The 2,171-nt window shown below is 63.8% G+C and carries 1 protein-coding gene; it reads right to left on the reverse strand.

Annotated elements, in window-relative coordinates; all coding sequences use genetic code 11:
* Window positions 1-2,171, reverse strand: a 2,171-nt coding sequence (locus C8D82_RS21465; protein ID WP_165833239.1) for a beta strand repeat-containing protein, incomplete at both ends; no start/stop codon positions are given.

Raw genomic sequence — 2,171 nt, forward strand, 5'->3', positions numbered from 1 at the left:
CCCGCGACGGTCAGGACGCTGTTCTCCTCTGCGGCGCTGACCGCTTCCGAGAGAGTGCTGAACGCGTTCGTGCCGACTTTGTAGAATTCGCCATTGAGGGTGAAAGTTTCGTCCGCGGTGGTGTACGCCGGGGAGACCGCGATATGGTCGAGGGTGGGCTGCGGGGCCGCCTCGACGTTGATGGAGAGGTTGCCGTCGACCAGCAGGAGCTGTCCGAGCATGTCGCCGGGGAGCAGGATCATTTCCGCGCCGATCGCGACAGCGGTGTTGTTCAGGGTGATCACGGCTCCGGAAGCCAGAGTGACGCCGGAAGCGAGAATCCAGTTTCCGGCGGCGAGGGTTCCGACAGTGACCGCCAACTCGTTGAGCGCGTCGAGCTTGTCGCCGAAGGAAACCAGCGCTTCCGCCGGAGCCGCGTCGATCGTGATCGCAAGGCTGTTCACGGTGGAGAGGTCGACGTTGTCGCCGAAGGTCACCTTGCTTCCGGAGCGGACCTCCACCCCGGTGAAGCCCTGAACCTTCAGGTCGAGGTTTCCGGTGAAGGCGTCGAATACGAGTGTGCTTCTGTCGGCTCCGGCGCCGGAAACGGTTCCCGCGACGCTGGTATAGGCGGAGCCCTTGAAGACGACCTGCGCGGAGCCGACGGACTGGCTGCCCGCGACGTTTCCGGCCTTCACGTCGCCGGCGACTGCGCCGCCGGAGAGGATGACGGTCGCGTTTTCGACCGCGGCATTGTTGCCGCCGCCGTAGACGCTGTACTGAACGGTTCCGCCGGCGATTTCGACGGTCGCGTTTTCGACGGTCGAACCGGCGTTATGTCCGCCCGCGATCACGTTCCGGACGGTCGAACCGGTTCCAACCGTGATCGTTACGTTTTCGACAATGTTTTTGCCGCAGCCGTCGCTGTATCCGCCGCCGTAGATGTTGCCGGAGGTCGAATTTTCCAGCGAAATTACCGCCTCCTTGACCGTCAGCACGCCGTTGTCGGCCCGGCCGCCCGCGTAGAAATGCTGCATCACGGTTCCGGCGGTCGCGTTGAATTCGACCCGGTCGACCGTCAGCGTGTGTTTGCCGGTCGCAAGGTCGGCGCCTTCGTTTTCGATGAAGCCGCCGAGCATCACGTTGCCGCTGCCGAGGTTGGAGTTTGCCGCATTCACGATCACTTCATGGATCGTGACGCCCATGTCCCTGGTGCCGCCGAGGCGGCCGGCCACGATCAGCTGGTTTCCGATCCGCGAATCCGTCAGGTTCGCCGTCAGCGTGCCGGTGATGTGGTTCACCCCGGAGCCGTCCTTCGAATAGGTGCCGACGTAGAACATCGCGATATCCGAATTGATCACATTGACCGTGCCGTCGCAGCTCAGGCAGCTGCGGCCGATTCCGTAGAGGACGTTGGAAACCGTCGAATCGGAAACCGTCACGTTCATGCTGCCGGTCACGTTGTGTCCGTTGCTGTCGCCGCCGCCGTAGACGTAGTTCACTGTCGCGCCGTTTTCGATCTTCAGCTCCGAATTGCACACCGTCGACGCCAGGGAGCCGCCCCCGTAAACCTTGTAGACCTGCACATCCGGCCCCGAAATCGTCAGGGTCGCGTTTTCGACATCGCTGCTCAGGCCGCCTGCATACGCCGTGGTCACATCTGCGTTACCGGTGATCGTCACGTTGCTCGTGGCCGTCGACGCGCCGTTCACGCCGCCGCCGTAGACGCTCCGCACCGTGCCGCCGGCGATCATCACATTGGCCGCGCCCACCGTCGAACCCACGCCATCCGCGCCGCCGAACACCTCGCCGATTTCACCGCCGGACACGTACACATTGGCCGCGCCGGTCGTCGAACCCGTGAAAGTGCCGTCCAGCGCCTGGAAAGACTGCCCGCCGCCGTAGACCGCCGAAATGCTCGAATCCTGCACGTAGATGTTCGAGGTTCCCACCCGGCCCGCCAGCGAGCCTCCGAACACACCATTCCGAATCGTCGAATTCTGCACATAGAGCCAGGTTTTCGCATCCGCGTCCGAAGCCTGCGCGGCGGTTCCGTAGAGCGTGTAGTCCGAAGTGAAGTTCACCACCGCGTCGTTCCCGGTGCCGAACGTCGCACGGTCCGCCGCCGGCACAAGCTGTTCCGCCGAAGCCGGCGCATCCGCGCCAAAGAAATCGGCAGGCCAGTTCACCGC

The sequence above is a fragment of the Victivallis vadensis genome (assembly GCF_003096415.1).
GTDB lineage: Bacteria > Verrucomicrobiota > Lentisphaeria > Victivallales > Victivallaceae > Victivallis > Victivallis vadensis.